This window comes from Hypericibacter adhaerens, assembly GCF_008728835.1.
In the GTDB taxonomy this organism is placed as follows: Bacteria; Pseudomonadota; Alphaproteobacteria; order Dongiales; family Dongiaceae; genus Hypericibacter; species Hypericibacter adhaerens.
Window position 1 is genome coordinate 4,344,290 of sequence record NZ_CP042582.1, and the last position, 19,267, is coordinate 4,363,556.

Sequence of the window (19,267 nt, forward strand, 5' to 3'; positions counted from 1 at the left end):
TGGCGTCCCCTAGGGGATTTGAACCCCTGTTACCGCCGTGAGAGGGCGGTGTCCTAGGCCACTAGACGAAGGGGACCTACCGCAAGTCGGGCGCTCGGCCATGGGACGGCCGGCCCGGAAGGGCCTTTGAATAGGGGAAGGGCCGGCCGCGATCAAGCCCTTTCGCGAGGCCTCTCAAGCCCTTGATGCGGCAGGACGTCCCACCGGCCCTGGCTGGCTCGCGCCCCGGGGCCGCGCTTTCCTTGCCATCAGCCCAAAGAGGCCCGTCCCAGCCGACCGGACGGCGCGTCAAAACCGACAAGCCCCGCGGGACTGGCGGAACGCTAGTTCGCCTTCTTTTCCAGCCGGCCGATCATGCCGTCCGGCGGCCCGTTGAGCGAGCCATCGTCGTTCAGCGTGAAGTCGGCCTGCTCGCCTTCGCAGGTGATCGACACGGTCTTGTCCTTTTGGACATAGCTGCAATCGCCTGTCATGGGCCCGAGGGCGACAGCCGCCTTCCCGTCCGACTTGAACTGGATCGACATCGCACCCCCGTTGGCCAGGTAGGTGTTGCCTTCCACGTTGTTCGACTTCCCGCAAGCGCTGAGCCCGAGCACGCCCATGGCGATAACCGCGACGAGTGCGGCCCGCCGATCATGGATTCGCATGATTTTCCCCTGAGATCGCAATCCTAGGCGGAATATTGCCTCCGGGCAGGAACGCTTTCAAGCGGCGGCGGCAATTCGCGCGCTCTTCTGCCGGCGTCAGCCGCCGGCCAGTGCCGGGCTCTTGGTCTTGGCCTGCATACCTGGGCGATAGGCCAGATAGCCGCGCTGCATCGAGATATGGTCCGCCAGGAACTTGGCGTCGTGCCAGACGCCCCAGATGAAGCTCGATCCCCGGCGCGACAGCCATGGCAGTCCCAGGAAATAGAGCCCCGGCACCTCCGAAACGCCGCGGCGATGCTTCGGCCGCCCCTTCTCGTCGAAGCTGCCGACCTTCAGCCAGCCATAGTCGACCGCGAAGCCCGTGGCCCAGATGATCGCGGTGATCCCGGCCTTCGCCAGGTTCAGCTCGCGCAGGGGCTCGCTCACGCAGCGCGGATCGGGCCCGATCTTGCGGGCCTCGGGCTCTTGCGGAAGATCGAGCCCGTTGCGGGCGATGAAAGCGTCCGCTTCGTCCAGCACCGAGAGGTAGTTCGCATCCCCGTTGGCGATGTTATCGGCCAGGTCCGGCGCGAAGCTCATCACCCCGCCCCTGAACCCTTCCGCCCGCCCCACCAGCACCATCCCCCGTTCGGCGAAACGCCGGAAGTCGACGGTCTTGCCGCCATAGGCCCCGCTCACCGCGATCGTCACATGCTCCTTGCCTTGCGGCGGGGTCTCGGCATCCCACTTGCCCAGCACCCCCAGCCACCAGACGAAGTCGCGCCCGCGATAGCTCCGCGGCGGCCGGTCGTGCGGACCGACGGACAAGAAGACAGGCTTGCCCGCGCGCAGGAGCTCGTCGGCGATCTGCGCGCCCGAGGAGCCCGCCCCGATCACCAGCACCGCACCCTCGGGCAACTGGCCGGGATTGCGGTAGGCGTTGGAATGGATCTGGAACAGCCCCGCACTCTCGGGAACGACGGTGGGGATGATCGGGCGCTGGAAGGGCCCGGTGGCGGCAACGAGATAGCTGGCCTCGATGGGGCCTTTCGAGGTTTCGACCCGGAAGCCGCGCCGGCCGACATGGCTTCGCACCGACGTGACCTCGACGCCGCAGCGGATGGGCGCCGCGATCTTTTCCGCGTAAGCGACGAAATAGTCCGCGACGCTCTCCTTGGCGGCGAAGCCGTCGGGGCCGATATCGGAAAATTCCAGGCCTGGAAACCGGTCGTGCCAGGCCGGACCGTTGGCCACCAGCGAATCCCATCGCTCCGAACGCCAGCGCTCGGCGATCCGGTGCCGCTCCAGAACGAGGTGAGGCACCCCGCCCTTGCTCAGATGCTCGCTCATGGCGATGCCGGCCTGACCGGCGCCCACGACGAGCGTTTCCACGTTTTCGATCGACATATCCCGTGTCCTGTCCGGCGATCCTCGGCGAATCCGGGTGGCAGCTTAGCGGAGCCGCTTGCATTCAAAAAATATGAATTCGCGAGGCATTGGTTCGGTTTTTCCTATGCATGAACGACATGGGAACCCCAACGCGCTGGATAGCGCGCGGCCGCACGGCGTTGAAGAAGTCGGCTTCGACTAAGCCGCGTTGGCCGCGAGCAGCCGCTTCGCCGCGGCGAGGAAGGCGTCGACCGCGGCGGCCGGCGTGTTCCAGGCCGCGACCAGCCGCAGGAGCTGCGCCCCGTCCCAGCGATAGAAGCGGAAGCCCTCGCGTTCGAGACCGGCGACTGCGGGCTCCGGCAGGCGCACGAAGATCTCGTTGGTCTCGACCTCGTATTCGAGCTGGGAGCCCGGCAGGCGGGCCAGCCCCTCGGCCAGCCGCTTCGCCATGGCGTTGGCATGGCGCGCATTGGCGAGCCAGAGATCGCCCTCGAGATAGGCCTCGAGCTGCGCCGAGAGATACCGCATCTTGGAGAAGAGATGGCCGCCCCGCTTGCGCCGGAGCTCGAACTCCGGGGTCAGCGTCTTGTCGAACAGAATCACCGCCTCGACGCCGAGCGCGCCGTTCTTGGTGGCGCCGAAGGAGAGGGCCTCGACGCCCGCGCGCCAGGTAAGGTCGGCGGGACTGCGGTTCAGCGTCACCAGCGCATTGGCGAAGCGCGCGCCGTCCATATGGTAGCGCAGGCCATGGCGCTTGCAGGCGGCGCCGACCGCCGCGATCTCCTCCTGGCGATAGACCGCGCCGAACTCGGTCGCCTGGGTGATGCTGACGGCGGCGGGCTGCACATGATGCACCACGCCCTTGCCGGCCCCGCCCCGCGCCTCGATCTCGGCCGCCGCGATCTTCCCGCCCTTGCCGCCCAGCGTGACCAGCTTGGCGCCGCCGGTGAAGAACTCGGGCGCGCCGCATTCGTCGACCGCGATATGCGAGACCTCGTGGCAGAAGATGGCGCCCCAGGGCGGCGTCATGCTGGAGAGCGCCAGCACGTTGGCCGCCGTGCCGGTCGCGACCGGGAACACCGCGCAATCGGTCTCGAAGATCGCCTGGAGCTTGCGCGTCACGCGCTCGCTGATCGGATCCTCGCCATAGGAGCTGACGGCGTCCCGGTTCGCGGCGACGAGCGCCTCCAGCACCTTCGGATGCGCGCCCGTCACGTTGTCGCTGCGGAAGTCCATCGTCGCCTCTTTCGTTCAAGCTCGGGAAGGTCGGAAACGGCTCAGATCAGCCCGGCGTGCCGGGGATGAGCCGGCCGACCACGGTGCCGGTCGCGGGGTCGAGAATGAGGATGTCGGCGCAGGCCGCATCGGCGCTGTTGCCGGTGAGCGGCGTCAGCCGCAGCCAGAGCCGGTCGGCGGCGGCCGTCATCTCGGCCACCTGGCAGCCCGGCGGCAGCGGCAGCACCACGTCGCCGAGCTGGGCCGTGCCCGTCGCTTCCGAGGTGATCGCCGGTGTCTTGTGCTGCAGCCGGTTGACGATCGTCGCCACCACGATCGCGACTCCGACCACGATGATGATCCCCATCACGATGACGAGAGCCTTGAGGGCGCGCATGGAGTTGGTCCAGTCTCGACGGGCGATGGAAGCTGCAGACGAACGCCGCCTCGAGGTGACGATCGAGGCCGATCAGGAGGGCGAGCGGCTCGACCGCGCGCTTGCCCGGCGGCTGCCCGATCTTTCGCGCAGCCGCCTCAAATCCCTGATCGAGGAAGGCCGCGTCCGGTCGGGCGAGCGGACCATATCCGACCCCTCCCAGCGGGTCAAACCGGGCCAGCGCTTCGCCATCATCATCCCACAAGCGAGCGCACCGGTGCCGCAGGCCGAGGAAATTCCGCTGGCCGTCCGTTATGAGGACCAGGACCTCATCGTCATCGACAAGCCCGCGGGCATGGTGGTGCATCCCGCGCCCGGCAACGAGGGCGCGACCCTGGTCAATGCGCTCATCGCCCATTGCGGCGCCTCGCTCTCGGGCATCGGCGGCGTGCGCCGGCCCGGCATCGTCCATCGCCTCGACAAGGACACGAGCGGGCTCCTGGTCGCCGCCAAGAACGACATCGCGCACCGCAAGCTGGCGGAGGATTTCGCCGCGCACCGCATCGAACGCGCCTACCAGGCCGTGGTCTGGGGCGTGCCGGCGAAGCGGTCGGGCGAGATCGAGGGCAATATCGGCCGGCATCCGACCAACCGGAAGAAGATGACGGTCCTGGCCCGGGGCGGCAAACCGGCCCTGACGCGCTACCGGGTTCTGCGCAGCTTCGGCACGGCCGCGAGCCTGGTCGAATGCCGGCTCGCCACCGGCCGCACCCACCAGATCCGGGTCCATCTGGCCTCGATCGGCCATCCGCTCCTGGGCGACCCGGTCTATGGCCGGGTCACCCCCGCCCGGCTCCAGGCGCTGCCGCCCAAGGCCCGGGCGGCGGTCGCCGGCTTCAAGCGCCAGGCGCTCCATGCCTGGCTCCTCGGCTTCCAGCACCCGGTCAATAACCAAGCTTTGCGCTGGGAATCTCCGCTGCCGGCTGATATGGTCGAGCTGATTTCTTCTTTAGAATCAATATAATGGTTAAAAACGGTTACTTGACCGTAACCCCTTGAAATTCCAAGCCTGAATTCAAATTTAGCACTTGTGCCCTCAAAGTGCCAAATTTCCCCGGGAAACTCCGACCCGTGGAAGCAGGGGTTACGCGAGGGGCGTAAGGAGGAGTTTCAATGGCAAGCCTATCACGGTCGCTGCCGGTACTGGCGTCGGACGGCAATCTCAGCCGGTATCTCCAGGACATCCGCAAGTTCCCCATGCTGGAAGCGGATGAGGAATACATGCTGGCCAAGCGCTGGCGCGAGCATGAGGACACCGAAGCCGCCCACAAGCTGGTGACCAGCCATCTGCGGCTCGTCGCCAAGATCGCGATGGGCTATCGCGGCTATGGGTTGCCGGTGAACGAGCTCATCTCCGAGGGCAATGTCGGGATGATGCAGGCGGTCAAGCGCTTCGACCCGGAGCGCGGCTTCCGCCTGGCGACCTATGCCATGTGGTGGATCCGCGCCGCGATCCAGGAATACATCCTGCATTCCTGGTCGCTGGTGAAGATGGGCACGACCGCGGCGCAGAAGAAGCTGTTCTTCAACCTGCGGCGCATCAAGGGCCAGCTCAAGGCGATCGAGGAAGGCGATCTGGCGCCGGAGACGGTGACGAAGATCGCGACCCAGCTCGACGTGCCGGAAGAGGACGTGATCCAGATGAACCGTCGCCTCGCGGCGCCGGATCATTCGCTCAACGCCTCGCCGCGCGCCGACAGCGAGGGCGAGTGGATCGACTGGCTCGAGGACGAGACCCAGAACCAGGAAGCGCGCCTCAGCGACAGCGAGGAGCTCGGCAAGCGCCAGGCCCTGCTGACCACGGCGATGAAGGGCCTCAACGAGCGCGAGCGTCATATCCTGACCGAACGCCGGCTCAAGGAGGACCCGACCACGCTCGAGGATCTGAGCCGCGAATACGGCATCAGCCGCGAGCGCGTGCGCCAGATCGAGGTCCGCGCCTTCGAGAAGCTGCAGAAGTCGATCAAGAACGCGGCGGTCGAGCAGAACCTGGCGTCTTAAGCCACCGACGACTTATCAATCGAAAAGGCCCCGCCCTTCCAAGGCGGGGCCTTTTTGCTTGGGTGCGAGACGGGCATCGGCCGTTTCATTAGGCCGGCGCGAGCCGGCGCGTCCCCGCCACCACCAGGACGAACAGCAGAAGGCCCGTGAGAGTGAGGCCCAAACCCGCCCAAACGGCCGACAACAATCCCAAGCCCGCCCCGATCGCCAAGCCGCCGGCCCAGGCACCGACGGCATTGGCGACATTGAGGGAAGCGAGGTTCATCGCCCCCATCAGGGTCGGCGCTTCCGGCGCGAAGCCGGTGAGGCGGACCTGGATGGTGGGGATGGCGATCATCATCGTCGCGCCGACACCAAACATGGCCGGCATCAGGACCCAGACATTCGCGCCGTAGGAGGCGAGGATCGCGAGCACGACGAGGGCGGAGCCGAATCCGATGATGAGCCCGAAGCCGGCATACCGATCGGCGAGGCGGCCGCCGATCAGGTTGCCCGTCGTCATGCCGATACCGAACAGCGCCAGCGCGATGGGAATCACCGCCGGATCGAGGGAGGCGGCATCCGTGACGAACGGGCCGATGAAGGTGTAGACCGCGAAAATGCTGGCCACGCCAAGGGCCGCAACGGCCATCATCACCCAGACCATCGGCTTGCGAAGGGCGCCGAGCTCTCGCGTCACCGAACCGCCGCGCAGGGCATCGGTGCGGGGTACCCAGCACCACAGGGCCGCGAAGGCGAGCGCCGCCACCCCGGCAACGGTGATGTACGTGTCGCGCCAGCCCAGATTCTGGCCCAGGAAGGTCGCGAGCGGCGATCCGACGATCGTCGCGACGGTGAGGCCGGTCATGACGAGGGAGAATGCCTTCCCCGAGCGCCCGGGGCCCACGATGTAGGAGGCGACGACCGCTCCGGCGCCGAAATAGGCGCCCTGCGGCATGCCGCTGATGAAACGGGCGGCCGCCAGCATCTCGATGTTCGTCGCGGCGGCGGACAGGAGATTGCCGGCGATGAAGAGCCCCATCAGCCACAGCAGCAGGGATCGCCGATTGAGATGAGCCGCCGCCAGGGTGACGAGCGGGGCCCCGACCACCACGCCCATGGCATAAGCCGTGATCGCATGGGTCGCTACGGGGATATCGACGCCGAGGCTGGTGCAGAAGAGCTGGAGCACGCCCATGCTCGCGAACTCGGATGTCCCGATACTGAAGCTGCCGAGCGCCAGGGCGAACAGCGTGAGGCCGTGACTTCGCTGGCCCGGGACGGGAGATGCCTTGGCTTCAGCGGCGGCGCATTGCGCCGCATAGGCTCTGGTGAGCATGCGGATACCTCACGAATGACCCGACGGAAGGAGCCGGCGTTTCGATGCCGCCCCTTTGGACGACGTCACCAGCCCACGAACGCGGCTCAGCTCGCACGCATCTGGACCCGCTCGCGGTGGAGCGCTTCCACGAACTGCTTGGCGATGTCGTGGTCGGAACGCGGGTTCTGGCCCGTGATGAGTTCGCGATCCTGGACGACATTGACCGCGACCAGACCGTCGTTGTCGGCGAGGATGCCGCCGCCCGCTTTCAGCGCATCGCCGGGATAGAACGTCATCGGCACAGCTGACGCGGCCTCCCGGGAGAACGGCTGTGGCCTCGACCGTCGGGAGCGCGGCGCCGGAAAGGGCGAACTGGCCCAGATGGATCGGGTGCCAGTCGCTCATGCATCCGTTCCTTGCCGAATACTGGCACATCGGCACGACCACGATGCGGTTGACCAGGTCGAGGTCGCCGACTCGGATCGGCGTGAAGAGAACGGGCTGGCGCACGATGGCCGCTCCTCGCCGGCTGTTCCCGATTCAAACGGTATAGGATTGCGCGCCGGTGCCCGCGAGCTTGCCGCCCTTGACGATGATGTATTCCTCGCGGATGGGGCGATCTTCGAACCAGCATTCGAGGATCTCGCGCGTGCCCGCCGCGTATCGGGCCTGGGCGGACAAGGATGTTCCGGAGATGTGCGGCGTCATGCCGTGATGGGGCATGCTGCGCCAGGGATGGTCCCTGGGCGCCGGCTGCGGATACCAGACATCGCCCGCATAGCCGGCGAGCTGACCGCTCTGGAGGGCCCGGACGATGGCGTCGCGGTTGCAGATCTGGGCGCGCGCGGTGTCGACGATGTAGGCGCCCCGCTTCATCTGGGACAGGAGTTCGTCGTTGAACATGTTGCGCGTTCCGGGATGCAGCGGCGCGTTGATCGTGACGACATCGCAGATCTTGACCATCTCCTCGACGCTGGCATGGAAGGCCAGACCGAGCTCCTTCTCGACCACCTCGGGCAGGCGGTGGCGCGCGAAGTAATGCAGATTCACCTGGAACGGCTTGAGCCGCCGCAGCACCGCCAGGCCGATCCGGCCCGCGGCGACCGTGCCCACATGCATGCCCTCCAGGTCGTAGGAACGCTCGACGCAGTCGGCGATATTCCAGCCGCCCTTCTTCACCCATTCGTAGGAAGGAAGGTAGTTGCGAACCAGCGACAGGATCATCATGACCGCATGCTCGGCGACGCTGATGCTGTTCGATCCCGTCACCTCAGCCACCGTGATGCCATGCTTGATGGCGGCCTCCAGGTCCACATGATCGGAACCGATGCCGGCCGTGAGAGCAAGTTTCAGCTTCCTCGCCTTGGCGATGCGCTCAGCACTCAGATAGGCCGGCCAGAAAGGCTGGGAGATGACGATATCGGCGTCCGGCAGCTCGCGCTCGAAGACCGACCCCTCGCCATCCTTGTCGGAAGTCACGACGAAGCTGTGACCGAGGCTTTCGAGATATTTCCGCAGGCCCAGCTCGCCCGAGACGCTCCCGAGCAGCTGGCCGGGACTGAAATCGATCCGCTGCGGCGTCGGCGCCGTCTGCCCATTATCGTAGCGAACGATGGAGGGAACCGTGTCGCGTGCATAGCTGCAGGGATAGCCGTCCATGGGATCGTCGTAGAGAACGCACAGGATCTTGGCCATTGCTCGCCTCCAATGTTCGGAACCGACAGCGGATTCACGGGGGACCGGGACAAGGGCGGCCCGGACCGGAACGACATCCGCATTCACCCGATCGACGGGGCAGCCGGGCGCCTCCCGGGGCCGGGCGCTTCGTCTGACGGGCGCTACCTCTGCGTGGCGAATTCGGCAGCCAACGCCTTCAGCCCATCCTCATAGATGCCCTGGAACAGCCGGGAGGCCTCCTGGTCACTCACGCCATGGGGCGTGAATCGACCCGACCATTCGACGCACGCGCCCTTGCCGCCATTCATCGCCTTGACGCGCAAGGTCGAGAAGTAGCCTGTCACCGGGAAGGGAGCCTGGAGGATGGAATAGCTGTAGCTGCGCGCGGCATTGTCGAAGGCTTCGAGGCGCTCGACGATGGCCTCGCCGTCGGGATTGGCGAGGCGCCGCACGCGGCCACCTTCGCTGACTTCGCTCTTGGGGATATAGGGCAGCCAGTCCGGCAGGGAGTTGAATCCGCCGATCAGCTGCCACACCCGGTCGGGAGAGGCCGGGATTTCCATGGTCGCCGAGGCCTTCGCCGCGCGCGAGACCTCCTTTTGCCGATCGATGGGCAATGGCGCGTCGGCGGAAACCAGGCGCTCCTGCCGCATTTCCCGCCAGAAATCGTCGGGAATGACGGCCTCCAGCGCCGCATGGTCTTCCTTGATGCGCTCGGGCTTGCTCGCGCCCGGGATCACTGCCGCCGCGGCCGGGTGCGCAAGAGAGAACTGCAGGGCTGCCGCCTTGATCGGAACCTTGTAGCGCTCGGTGAGCGCCTTGATCTTTTCGACCCTCGCAAGGATGGCCGGCGTCGCCTCGGCATACTCGAAATGCTTGCCGCCGGCGAGGACACCGGAACTGTAGGGGCCGCCGATTACGATATCGACACCTTTGGCCTCCGCGGCCGGCATCAGGCGCTGCAGTGCGGGCTCATGATCCAGCAGCGTATAGCGGCCGGCCAGCAGCGTACCGTTCGGCCTGGTCTCGGACAGGCCCAGCATCAGCTCGACAGGCTCGATGCGGTTCACGCCCAGGCCCCAGCCCTTGGTGACGCCCTCGTCGCGCAGCCGGCTCAGGGCGCGGAAGGCCCCCGTGCGCGCGATCTCGAACTGGGCGAGCCAGCCATCGCCGTGGAAATCCTGGGCAATGTCATGAATCCAGACGAAATCCAGCCGGTCGACGCCCAAGCGCTTCAGGCTGTCCTCGATCGATTTCAGCGCCCCCTTCTCCGAATAGTCATAGACGATGCGGTTGGGCCTGCCGAACTCGAAGATGGCGCCCTTCTCGCCGAAGCTGCGGCGCCCGGCTTCGACTTCGTCGAGGATCAGCCGGCCGACCTTGGTGCTGAGCACATAATCGTCACGCTTGTGCCTGGCCAGCGCCTTGCCCAGGCGCATTTCGGACAGGCCGGCGCCATAGAAGGGCGCCGTGTCGAAATAGCGAGTGCCCTGCTGCCAGGCCGCTTCGACGGTGGCGATCGCCTCATCTTCGGGGATGTTGCGGAACATGTTGCCCAAGGGCGCGGCGCCGAAACCCAGCGGGCCATTCAGCAGGCTGCCTCTGATCGTCATAGCTTCCCTCCAGATTCTTCGGATCTGCTCCAGCTCGGCCGACAGGCCGATGGAGGCGCGCGACGAAGGGCGAGAGCGCAGCCTGGGCCGATGCTGCCGGCAATGCCCGAAGAGATCAGCGCGGTACAACGACTCTTACCGCCCGCCCGCCCGGGCTGGGCGTAAAGGGTGGTAAATTTTAGTGAAGGCCCGCCGGCGCAGGCGATCGCCGGCGCGTCACGCGCTTGGGAGCGCGGCGCGCAGATCGTCGATCAGCATGCGGGCGATGATGAGGTCTCGGGTCTCGAAACCTTCGCGGAACCGGGCGTAGACCGGGCACAGGAGTCGCTCCGCCTCTTTCGTCTGCCCCTGCCGATGCTGCAACCGGGCAAGCGTCGTGGCGGCACGCAACTCCCACGATAGCGCCTCTTGCCGGCGTGCCCAGTCGAGAGCCTGTCGATACTGGTCCTCGGCGGCACCTATCGCCGCCGCCGATCCTTCTCGCTCCAGGAGTTCGCCCTTGATGCGCAGCAGCTCAGCCAGGCACCAGAATTCCTCGCTCTGCATCGCGGATTCGAGCGCCTCGTCGATCGTGCGACGAGCCTGCGAGGCATTCCCGGCCAGGCCCAGGGCCAGCGCCAACGTGCCGAGATGAGCCGGATAGCGCAGACGGTATCTCGCACCGCGCAGCTCGGTCAGTGCGTCGCGAATGAGCGGCGCGGCTGTCACGTCGCCTTTCATGACACGAAGCGTGCCTTGCAGGCTGAAGGCCAGCGCCTTCGATACGCTCATGGGCTGTTTCGCCAGATGGCCGAGAAGCATCGCCAGCCGGTGTTCGGCCAGCGCCAGATTGCCGACATAGAGCGCGACCGGACAGACCGCCTGGGCCAGGGCGCTGCAGAGCGTGAGCACGTGACCGGTAGCCTGGGCCTCCTCGAACGTCTCTTGCGCCTTGCGAACAGCCTGGTCCGGGCAACCTTGCAGCCAGAGAACGACGGCCAGCGCGTCCTGCGTCGCCACGCGCTGGTCGTAAAGGAACCGGGCGATGTGAGCGCGAGGAAAAGGGCCGGGATGTTCCCGGAGCGCCCGTTCCAACTGCCGCCGCGCGGCCGTCTGGTCGCCCAGATAGTGCTGCGTGGTGGCAGCCAGCCGGTCCCCGCTCAATCGAGCCGCGGCATCGCCCTTCTCGCCGGCGAGCTTGCGGAACCTTCGGGCGAATCCGAGTGCCGCCCGATAGTCCGCGACGTAGAACCGGCAGATGGCCACGCCCCAAAGACAGCGCAGCTGGTATTCGCTGTCCGGCAGGCGTTCCGCGATTTGCAGCGCCTTCGCCCAGGCGATGTCGGTCTCCGGCAGCGGCCCGCGCGCGTGAAGCAAGGCTCCGGCGAGGCCGGCATAAAGCCTCATCTCGTCACGATCGTTCCGTCCCGGACTCGTCTCGTACCCCGCCAGCGCCCGCTCGATGCCGGCCCGGCACTCCTCCATCAACGACAGATGCATCCATAGCGGAATCGCGGCGATCGTGAGCGCCACGCCGACCGACGCGTCGCCCGCCTCGGAGAACGCCCAGACCAATGCGGCCCGGACATTGTCGATCTTGCGCCCGTAATCGGCGAGCCACTCGGCCGTCGGCTTCGCGTCCCATTCGGCCTCGGCCCGCCCGAACAGATCCCGATGGTGCTCGGCATGGCGTCGCGCGACGAGGTCGGCCTCGCCGCTCTCCGCCAACTTCTGGAACGCATAGGCGCGGGTGGTTTCGAGCAGCCGATAACGTACGACGACGTCGCCGACATCCGCCGTCAGAAGGGATTTCGCCACCAGATTGGCCACGCCCTCCACGATCTCGGCCCCGGCGATACTGCGGTCCGAGACCACCGCGCATGCCGATTCGAGCGTAAAGTCGCCGGCGAAGACCGAGAAGCGACGCAGCAGGACCTGCTCGCTCGGCGGCAGGAAATCGTAGCTCCAGTCCAGGGCCGCGGCTAGCGACCGGTGCCGCGCCAGGGTGGTGCGTCGGCCCTGCTTCAGCAGCCGGAACCGATCATTGAGCAGCTCCGACAGCTCGCGCAGGCCGAAGGCGTCGATCCGCGTCGCGGCCAGTTCGATCGCGAGCGCGATACCCTCGAGCTTGCGGCAGATCTCGGCGACGATGGGCGCATCCGCGTCGCTGAGCTGAAAGCCCTCGAGGCACGCCGCCGCGCGCTCGACGAAGAGCTGTACTGCCGGAAAGGCAAGCGCTTCCGCGGCCGTCAGGGAGGGTGAGGCCGGCGGGTTCTCGAACGGCGACAACCGATGCACGTGCTCGCCTTTCGCGCGCAGCGGTTCGCGGCTGGTCGTCAGCACATGGAGGCCCGGCGCCGCGCTGACGATCTGCTCGGCAAGCATGGCCGCCGTTTCGATGACATGATCGCAGCTGTCGAGCAGGATCAGCATCCGTTTGTCCCGCAGATAGGAGGTCAGCGCCGAAACCCCGTTGCCTGGGATCGTGAGGCCGAGGGCGGATGCGAGCGTGCTGGGCACGAATTGCGGGTCGCCGAGCGGCGCCAGATCGACGAAGCACACGCCATGCTCGTAGGTCTCGAGGAGCGCCTCGACGGTGGCGAGAGCGACCGTCGTCTTGCCGATACCGCTCGGACCGACGACCGTGATGAAGCGGCGCTGCGGCAATTGCCGCCGGAGCGCATCGATCGTGCCGGCACGGCCGATCGTTCGCGTCGATGCTGCCGGCAGGTTGTGCGCCAGCGGCTCGGCGGTGCCCCGCGGCGGCGGCATCTCCGGTTCCGAAATCCCGACCGGCGCCACGAAGCGATAGCCGCGCCCGGAGACGGTCGCGACGTAACGGCGGCCGGGCTGGCCCTCGCCCAACGCGCGGCGGAGCGCCGCGATATGGACCTTCAGATTGCTTTCCTCGACGACGGTGTTGGGCCAGACTCGCGCGAAAAGCTCGCTCTTGCTGACCAGCTCACCCGGCCGCTCCACCAGGGCCGCGAGGAGCTCCACCGCGCGGCTGCCCAGCCGAACGGGAGTTTCGCCCTCCAGCAAAAGCTGGCGCGTGGGAAGAAAGCGGAACGGGCCGAAGGAAAATGCACGTTCGGCCGCGGCAGTGGGCAAGTCCGCCACTTTCCCTCTTACCTCTATTTACCGTGCTTAACTTGACGAATCCTAGGAGCGGCGGGCAGCCGCTGTCCATGAAATAGGACCCCGCGCCCGGTGGGCGATGCTGGTATGCACCCCGGCGGCGATATCTCCAGGCAACAAAACTGTAGGAAAAGGCCGCCGGACCTCAATCCGCGAACGGATTGCGCACCAGGATCGTGTCCTCGCGTTCGGGGCTCGTCGACAGGAGCGCCACCGGAGCCTCGATCAACTCCTCGATGCGACGGATATATTTGATCGCGGTCGCGGGGAGTTGCGCCCAGGAGCGGGCGCCGCGGGTCGATTCCGACCAGCCTTCCATGGTCTTGTAGATCGGCGTCACCCGCGCCTGCGCGGCCGTGCCCGCCGGCAGATGGTCGAGGCGCTGGCCATCGAGGTTGTAGCCGACGCAGACCTTCAGCTCCGGCAGCCCGTCCAGCACGTCGAGCTTGGTGAGCGCGATGCCGTCGATGCCGCCGACCTTGACCGCCTGGCGCACCATCACCGCATCGAACCAGCCGCAGCGCCGCTTGCGGCCCGTCACCACGCCGAACTCGTGCCCGCGCGAACCCAACAGCTCGCCGGTCTCGTCGGTGAGCTCGGTCGGGAACGGGCCGGAACCCACGCGCGTCGTATAGGCCTTGGTGATGCCGAGCACATAGGAGACGGCACCCACGCCCACGCCCGCCCCCACCGAGGCCTGCGCTGCCACGGTGTTGGAGGAGGTCACATAAGGATAGGTGCCGTGATCGATATCGAGCATCGAGCCCTGCGCGCCTTCGAACAGGATGCGGTCGCCGCGGCGACGCGCTGCGTCGAGGCATTGCCAGACGCTGGTGACGAAGGGGGCCACCTTGGGCGCGATCTCGTTGAGCTGGGCCAGCAGCTGGTTTCGATCGACCTCGGGCGCACCCAGGCCGCGCAGCAGCGCGTTGTGATGCAGCAGCAAATCGTCGACCCGCTCGCCAAGCGTCGCGGGATCGAGCAGGTCGCAGACGCGGATCGCGCGCCGCGCCACCTTGTCCTCATAGGCCGGCCCGATGCCGCGGCCCGTGGTGCCGATCTTCGCCGTGCCGCGCCGCTCCTCGCGCAGCCGGTCGAGCTGACCGTGGAGCGGCAGGATCAGCGGCGCGTTCTCCGCGAGCTTCAGCACGTCGGGGCCGACCGTGACGCCCTGCCCCTTGATCGTCTCGATCTCCTTCAGCAGCGCCCAGGGATCGACCACCACGCCATTGCCGATGATCGACTGCTTGCCGCGCACCACACCCGAGGGCAGCAGCGACAGCTTGTAGGTCTGGTTGCCGATGACGAGCGTATGGCCGGCGTTATGCCCGCCCTGGAACCGCACCACGACATCGGCGCGCTCCGAGAGCCAGTCGACAATCTTGCCTTTTCCCTCGTCGCCCCACTGGGCGCCGATGACGGCGACATTGGCCATGCTTCAAACCCTCTCGAGACTTCGTTGATGCCCGCCCGTCGGAGACGTGGAGCGGCGGGGTGATAAGGAACGCTACGCCTTGGTCTTGCGCCGGCGGGCGCCGGTCTTGACGACGGACCGGGCCTTGCCGCCCTGCCAGACATGGCTGCAATGGAGGCGGCGCGCCTCCTCCATCATATCCGCCGTGGCGTGCAATGCACCGATTGTGACCCAGCCCTGGCGGCGCAGGGCGGCGGCGGCGGCCCGCGGCGTATCGAGCGGCAGCAGGATCCGTCGGGCCGCGACCGGGGCCGGCAGGGCCTGGATCAGGCTGTCGAGATAGAGGCTGAAACCGGTGGAGGGCTCGCCCTCCCCGCTCACATAACGCCCGCCGCGGCCGAGCTCGTTGCGCGCGCCGCGCGCGAACAGGCTGAAGCCCACGCCGTTGTAATATTCGAAGCCGCGATGCTCGGCCGGATCGATGGTCAGGTGGAGCTTCGGCATGGCGCGCAGCAGATGCGCCACCACGTCGCCCAGGCGGCGGCGTTCCTCGGCCGCCTCGGTCGGCAGATCGAGCCGCTCCAGCGCCGCGATCGCCCGGCGCGCCGGGCCGGCGGCCGCGATCAGCGCCTGGAACAGCAGGGCATGGCGCCCCGCATGGGCGGCGACGGCCGCCGCATCCTTGCGGTCCAGCGCCTGCACCAGCGATTTGACCGCGGCCTTGCGGAAGCCCAGCGCCGCGGCGGCGGCCGGCACCAGGGTCGGCAGATTGAGATCGATGGTGAGGCCCTCTAGCCCCAGCGCCGAAAGCGTCTCGGCGGCGAGCAGGATCACCTCCGCATCGGCGGCGGGTCCTTCGGCGCCGATCAGCTCGATGCCGACCTGGCCCAGCTGGCGCGCCGGCTTGAGCTCGGTGCCCTTCACCCGCAGCACCTGGCCCGCATAGGAGAGGCGCAAGGGGCGCGGCGCGTTCTTGAGGCGGGTCGCGGCGATCCGCGCCACCTGCGGCGTCATGTCGGCGCGCAGCCCCATCATCCGGTGCGAGATCGGGTCCATCAGGCGGAAGGTGTGCTCCGCCATGGCGGCCCCGGCGCCCGCCAACAGGCTGGTCTCGAACTCGATCAGCGGCGGCTTGATCCGCTCATAGCCCTGGGAGGCGAACAGCGCCGTGAGCCGGTCCACGACCGCCGCTTCGAAGGCGGCATCGGGCGGGAGCAGGTCGCTGAGGCCGGTCGGCAGCAGCGCGTTGGCGGCGGAGGCTTGCACGGGGAAAAGACGGCTTTCGGCTGGAAAAGGGCCGCGCGTGAATAGCCCGATTGGGCCCCGGGAGCAAGCCGCCAGAGGGCCGCGCCGGGAATAGCGGGTCTGCGCCAAGGGCTTGGCCGGCCCTGGTCCGGCCGGGCCTCGAGCCGTCAGACGGCCGCGCGCCGGTTATGGCCTGGGGGCAGCTCCTCCAGGAGCTGGCGGGCCACCCATTCATGGAAACAATGGGTCGGCGCATCCATCACGGGCGAGAACTTGCCGCCGTCGAAGCCGGCGGCGTGGCGGCCGCGCTGCATGCCCTCGACGACGAAGACATCCTCGAGGAACACCTGGCGCCACATGGCGGTGTTGTGCCGGCGCATCTCCGCCATCCCGTCCGCCAGCATCGCGGGATCGGCATAATAGAGCTCGAGATGCTCGATGGTGCGGTCGGGCGCCACCGGTTCCAGCATCAGGGCGAAGAAATGATCCTTGTGGACGCCCAGCAGGACGTTCGGGAAGAGCGAGGCATATTCGGCGCCATGGTCCCATTGCGCCGACAGGTCCGCGAAGGAGGCGAAGCGCTCGCCCCGCGATCCGAGCTGCGGGTTATAGACCCGCGATCCCTGGCCGGAGAAGGCGCCCGGCTCGACGATGTTGTAATGGTCCTCGAGCCGCGAATAGCTGTTGAGGCCGGGATGCACCCAGGGCAGGTGATAGCTCTCGCAATAATTCTCGACCGCGAGCTTCCAGTTGGTCTTGAGATCGAAGCGGGTCGATGAATCGGCGCCACCGTGATGGAGCGGCTGGCGGGCGAACTCCCGCCAGCGCCGGTCGAGCTTCGCGATATGCGTCTCGAAATCGGGCGCCTGGCCCGAGAGATTGACGAAGACCAGATCCATCCAGACATGCGAGCGCAGCGCGAAGAGGCCGAGCTCCTCGCGCTTCACCTCGGGATGGCTGTTCTGGCCGGGGCCGCCCACATGCGGCGTGGCGCGCAAGGCGCCCTCGAGATCGTAGCTCCAGGAATGGTAGGGGCAGCGGATCAGGCCGTTGCAATGACGCGGCGCGTCGACGAGCGTCATGCCGCGATGGCGGCAGACATTCTCGAACACCCTGACCTGCCCCTTGCCATCGCGCACCATCAGCATCGGCCGGCCGAACAGCTCGATCGGCTTGAGGTCGCCCGCGTTGGGCAGGTCCTTGGCGAAACCGATGCAGGCCCAGTTGCGCGCGAAGACGCGTTCCTGCTCGACGGCGAAGACCGCGGGATCGATATAGGCGGCGTTCGGCAGGCCGCGCGCCGTTTCGACCGGACCCAGCACCTTCTCGAGGGCGCTGCCGTCCAATCCGGCGACCGATGCTGACAGGACCGACAAGGGAGGCTCCGGGCTCTGAAGGGGGTGACGCGCGAGACTAGCCTAACCGATCAGCCAGCGCAGCAGGACAACGGACCCCACCCCGCCGACGAGAGCGACGATCACGGGCAGACGCAGCGCCAGGAGCACGGTGATCAGGGCCGCCAGCGCGTCGGCCGGCCCGGCCGCGAGCGCGGCCGGCGCGATGATCGCCGTCAGGATCGCGATCGGCACCGCCTCGAGCCCCGCCTTGACGCGGCCCTTAACCGGAAAGCGGCTCAGGAGCGCATAGCCGCCGATCCGGGTGACGTAGGTCACCACCCCCATGCCGAGGATGGTCAGCACCAGTTGCAGGTCGAGCTTCATGACGGCTCCGGCGTCGAAAGCGCCGCGGCCAGCACGCCTGCGGCCCCGCCCAGGACGATGTACCAGACGCCCGGCAGCCAGGCGTGGGCCGCAAGCGCCACGATGGCGCTCGCCGCCAGGGGTGCGATGCTCCGGCGCCCGCGCCAGAGCCCGACGATCAGGATCAGGAACACGGCGGTGAAGGCAAAGTCGAAGCCATAGCGCGCGGGATCCCGGATGATGGCGCCGACGACGGTGCCGAGCCCGGTCCAGAAGACCCAGCTCAGATAGAAGAAGGTGGCGAGGCCGAAATAATAGGCGGGCGTGAGCCGGCCCCGGCCCGCGCGGCGCATCGCCATGGCCCAGATCTCGTCGGCCATCAGGAACAGCGCCAGCGGCGCCTGGAAGCGGTTGAAGCGCCCCATCGCCGGCTGCATCGCCGCCCCCATCATCACATGGCGCAGATTGATCATGGCGGTCGTGGCGACGATCGTGAGCATCGGGATCGGGTCGCGCCACATGTCGAGCGCCACGAACTGCGAGGCGCCGGCGAAGACGGTGCCGCTCATCAGCATCATCTCGACCGGCCCGAATCCCTTCTGCGCCGCCAGCGCCCCCATCAGCAGCCCGAACGGCACCAGGCCCACCTCCAAGGGCAGGATGTGCCACAGCCCCAGCATGAAATCCGCGCGCCAGCCGGCGGCCGGAGAGGATTTCCCCGGCGCCGGCTGGGCTTCGTCAATCGACATGAATCCGGCCTTCGAGATAGGCGACGCAGCGCCCCGCGATGTCGACGCGCTCGCCCTTGAGCTCGCACTGGAACGTGCCGACGCGCGCGGAGATCTGCCGCCCCGTGAGCTTCGTCTTGCCGAGCCGCTCGGCCCAATAGGGCACCGTCACGCATTGCGCGGAGCCGGTCGCCGGATCCTCGGGGATGCCGGCATGGGGTGCGAAATAGCGGCAGACATAGTCGCTGCGGTCGCCCGGCGCCGTCGCGATGATGCCGTCCTTGCCCAGCGCCACGATCGCCGCCATGTCGGGCTCGAGGTTCGCCACCTCTTCCTCGCTCTCATAGACCGCGAGCCATTGATGCACCGCCCGCATCTCGGCCGGCTTGCGGCCCAGCGCCTTCTCGATGCCCGCCGGCATCGCCGTCTTCTCGGTCCGGTAGATCGGGAAATCGAGCGCCAGCAGATCGCCGCGCCGTTCGACGCCCAGGAGACCGCCGCGCGAGCGGAACTTCATCTGCGTGCGGCCCGGCTCGAGATGGGCCGAGATCACATGGCCCGAGGCCAGGGTCGCGTGGCCGCAGAGATTGACCTCGACCGTGGGCGTGAACCAGCGCAGATGGAAATCGCTGCCGTCCGCACCCTTCTCGCGCAGGAAGAAGGCCGTCTCGGCCAGATTGTTCTCGGCCGCGATCGCCTGCAGCGTCGCGTCCGGCAGCCAGCGTTCGAGCGGCACCACGGCCGCCGGATTGCCCGCGAAACGCCGCTCGGCGAACGCGTCGATCTGAAAGATCCTCAACTCCATG

The 19,267-nt window shown here is 67.5% G+C and carries 17 protein-coding genes and 1 tRNA gene; 2 read left to right on the forward strand and 16 right to left on the reverse strand.

Going from position 1 to position 19,267, the window contains the following annotated elements; genetic code table 11:
- The 5 genes from FRZ61_RS19430 to FRZ61_RS19450 form a co-directional block, all read right to left on the reverse strand.
- Positions 1–76: transfer RNA gene (locus tag FRZ61_RS19430), tRNA-Glu, on the reverse strand.
- A gap of 247 nt (positions 77–323) precedes the next feature.
- The gene (locus tag FRZ61_RS19435) at positions 324–647 is read right to left on the reverse strand and encodes a hypothetical protein (RefSeq protein WP_151119287.1); all 324 of its coding nucleotides are present in this window, start codon (positions 645–647) and stop codon (positions 324–326) included.
- 96 nt (positions 648–743) lie between these two features.
- The gene (locus FRZ61_RS19440) at positions 744–2,033 is read right to left on the reverse strand and encodes a flavin-containing monooxygenase (RefSeq protein WP_151119288.1); all 1,290 of its coding nucleotides are present in this window, start codon (positions 2,031–2,033) and stop codon (positions 744–746) included.
- A 180-nt stretch (positions 2,034–2,213) separates the two neighbouring features.
- A complete protein-coding gene (locus tag FRZ61_RS19445) occupies positions 2,214–3,251 on the reverse strand; it encodes a threonine aldolase family protein (RefSeq protein WP_151119289.1) in 1,038 nt (345 codons plus the stop codon).
- A gap of 46 nt (positions 3,252–3,297) precedes the next feature.
- Positions 3,298–3,627, reverse strand: a complete 330-nt coding sequence (locus FRZ61_RS19450) for a DUF6476 family protein (RefSeq protein ID WP_151119290.1) — start codon at positions 3,625–3,627, stop codon at positions 3,298–3,300.
- Positions 3,628–3,652: 25 nt separating this feature from the next.
- Between FRZ61_RS19450 and FRZ61_RS19455 the strand changes: the two genes are divergently transcribed.
- Both FRZ61_RS19455 and rpoH read left to right on the forward strand, forming a co-directional pair.
- Complete coding sequence (locus FRZ61_RS19455) at positions 3,653–4,630, forward strand: RluA family pseudouridine synthase (RefSeq protein ID WP_225308905.1); 978 nt, start codon at positions 3,653–3,655, stop codon at positions 4,628–4,630.
- Positions 4,631–4,779: 149 nt separating this feature from the next.
- Positions 4,780–5,667, forward strand: coding sequence for an RNA polymerase sigma factor RpoH (gene rpoH, locus FRZ61_RS19460; protein ID WP_151119292.1), 888 nt, complete (start codon positions 4,780–4,782; stop codon positions 5,665–5,667).
- 88 nt (positions 5,668–5,755) lie between these two features.
- On the opposite strand, the gene FRZ61_RS19465 is transcribed toward rpoH, so the two are convergent.
- The 11 genes from FRZ61_RS19465 to FRZ61_RS19520 all read right to left on the reverse strand — a co-directional run bounded on the left by FRZ61_RS19465 (position 5,756) and on the right by FRZ61_RS19520 (position 19,266).
- Positions 5,756–6,985, reverse strand: a complete 1,230-nt coding sequence (locus FRZ61_RS19465; protein WP_151119293.1) for an MFS transporter — start codon at positions 6,983–6,985, stop codon at positions 5,756–5,758.
- An 86-nt stretch (positions 6,986–7,071) separates the two neighbouring features.
- Positions 7,072–7,263 (reverse strand): type 1 glutamine amidotransferase family protein, encoded by a 192-nt coding sequence (locus FRZ61_RS19470; protein WP_151119294.1) that lies wholly within the window; start codon positions 7,261–7,263, stop codon positions 7,072–7,074.
- 244 nt (positions 7,264–7,507) lie between these two features.
- Positions 7,508–8,662, reverse strand: coding sequence for an NAD-dependent formate dehydrogenase (locus FRZ61_RS19480; RefSeq protein ID WP_151119295.1), 1,155 nt, complete (start codon positions 8,660–8,662; stop codon positions 7,508–7,510).
- Positions 8,663–8,805: 143 nt separating this feature from the next.
- Entirely contained in the window at positions 8,806–10,257 is a 1,452-nt protein-coding gene (locus tag FRZ61_RS19485) for an aldo/keto reductase (protein ID WP_151119296.1), read from the reverse strand.
- Between the two features lie 216 nt (positions 10,258–10,473).
- The gene (locus tag FRZ61_RS19490; protein WP_151119297.1) at positions 10,474–13,347 is read right to left on the reverse strand and encodes an ATP-binding protein; all 2,874 of its coding nucleotides are present in this window, start codon (positions 13,345–13,347) and stop codon (positions 10,474–10,476) included.
- A 172-nt stretch (positions 13,348–13,519) separates the two neighbouring features.
- Positions 13,520–14,809, reverse strand: coding sequence for an adenylosuccinate synthase (locus FRZ61_RS19495; RefSeq protein WP_151119298.1), 1,290 nt, complete (start codon positions 14,807–14,809; stop codon positions 13,520–13,522).
- 72 nt (positions 14,810–14,881) lie between these two features.
- The gene (locus FRZ61_RS19500; protein WP_151119299.1) at positions 14,882–16,054 is read right to left on the reverse strand and encodes an ATP phosphoribosyltransferase regulatory subunit; all 1,173 of its coding nucleotides are present in this window, start codon (positions 16,052–16,054) and stop codon (positions 14,882–14,884) included.
- 146 nt (positions 16,055–16,200) lie between these two features.
- The gene (locus tag FRZ61_RS19505) at positions 16,201–17,409 is read right to left on the reverse strand and encodes an aromatic ring-hydroxylating oxygenase subunit alpha (protein ID WP_225308906.1); all 1,209 of its coding nucleotides are present in this window, start codon (positions 17,407–17,409) and stop codon (positions 16,201–16,203) included.
- Positions 17,410–17,451: 42 nt separating this feature from the next.
- Complete coding sequence (locus FRZ61_RS19510; protein ID WP_151119300.1) at positions 17,452–17,754, reverse strand: AzlD family protein; 303 nt, start codon at positions 17,752–17,754, stop codon at positions 17,452–17,454.
- Positions 17,751–18,482, reverse strand: coding sequence for an AzlC family ABC transporter permease (locus FRZ61_RS19515; protein WP_225308907.1), 732 nt, complete (start codon positions 18,480–18,482; stop codon positions 17,751–17,753). The genes FRZ61_RS19510 and FRZ61_RS19515 overlap by 4 nt, the downstream gene beginning before the upstream one ends.
- Positions 18,472–19,266 carry a PhzF family phenazine biosynthesis protein gene (locus FRZ61_RS19520; RefSeq protein ID WP_151119301.1) on the reverse strand — a complete coding sequence of 265 codons (795 nt, stop codon included), beginning with the start codon at positions 19,264–19,266 and terminating at the stop codon, positions 18,472–18,474. The genes FRZ61_RS19515 and FRZ61_RS19520 overlap by 11 nt, the downstream gene beginning before the upstream one ends.
- Between the last annotated feature and the right edge of the window lies 1 nt (position 19,267).